Genomic DNA, 661 nt, shown 5'->3' with positions numbered 1-661 from the left:
GCAGAGCGGGTTATCCGCAACTTAATGGAAATGGGGCAGGATAAGTTTGCGTTTAAGGATTCGGAACGTCAGCAAAAGGCGTTATGCCGTTTTGTGAATTTTTATCATCCGGTTAAGCCGCATAAGGATTTGAAAGGTGATATGCTTTTCGGGGTTTTACAGGCTTCACTGCCCAATCTGTTGTGTAAACAACGCAGCTGTTTCTGACAAGATAGGGATTTTGCAAAGGCCTCAAGACTTTTTGATCTGCCGGTTAGCGGCTAACCGCTTTACCGGCAATATCTTTGCGGTATTGTATACCGTTGAAGCTGATTTTTTCCAAAGCTGTATAAGCTTTGGCTGCCGCAACGCCATCCTCCAAACCGGCCACACACTGCACACGGCTGCCGTTGGTAATAATTTGGTTGTGTGCGGCGATGGTTTCCCTCCTGAAACCGCCGATGCGCGCTTTGCTGTCGGCAATGGACGGGCGTTCTTCGAGACCGGTCCGAACCGCTACTTCCCTTTCCGTCCCTGCGCCACTGCCGTATTTTCTCTGCCGGGGTTTGGAAATGGCGCGCCGGCGGGTGTGAAGGCTGCCGCCGTTTTACGGTCTTCGGCGGGATGACGGTGCTGCGGTTTGATGCCTTTGTGTTTGGAGGGGGCGCAGACCTGTTCGGGG

Annotated in this window: 1 protein-coding gene and 1 pseudogene; one reads left to right on the top strand and one right to left on the bottom strand. The window is 52.6% G+C overall.

From position 1 onward, the window contains the following. Nucleotides 1-207: pseudogene (locus C7N83_RS15495) on the top strand (hypothetical protein); the annotation flags it as partial. Between the two features lie 46 nt (nt 208-253). Here the strand turns inward: C7N83_RS15495 and C7N83_RS16690 are convergent. Further along, on the bottom strand, nt 254-463 hold the full coding sequence (locus tag C7N83_RS16690; protein ID WP_425437534.1) for a phosphoribosylglycinamide synthetase C domain-containing protein: 210 nt from the start codon (nt 461-463) through the stop codon (nt 254-256). Nucleotides 464-661: the final 198 nt, after the last annotated feature.

Source organism: Neisseria iguanae, from assembly GCF_003013245.1.
GTDB lineage: Bacteria > Pseudomonadota > Gammaproteobacteria > Burkholderiales > Neisseriaceae > Neisseria > Neisseria iguanae.
Note: the sequence above shows the minus strand (reverse complement) of the source record. Positions and strands in the feature narration are given on the sequence as shown.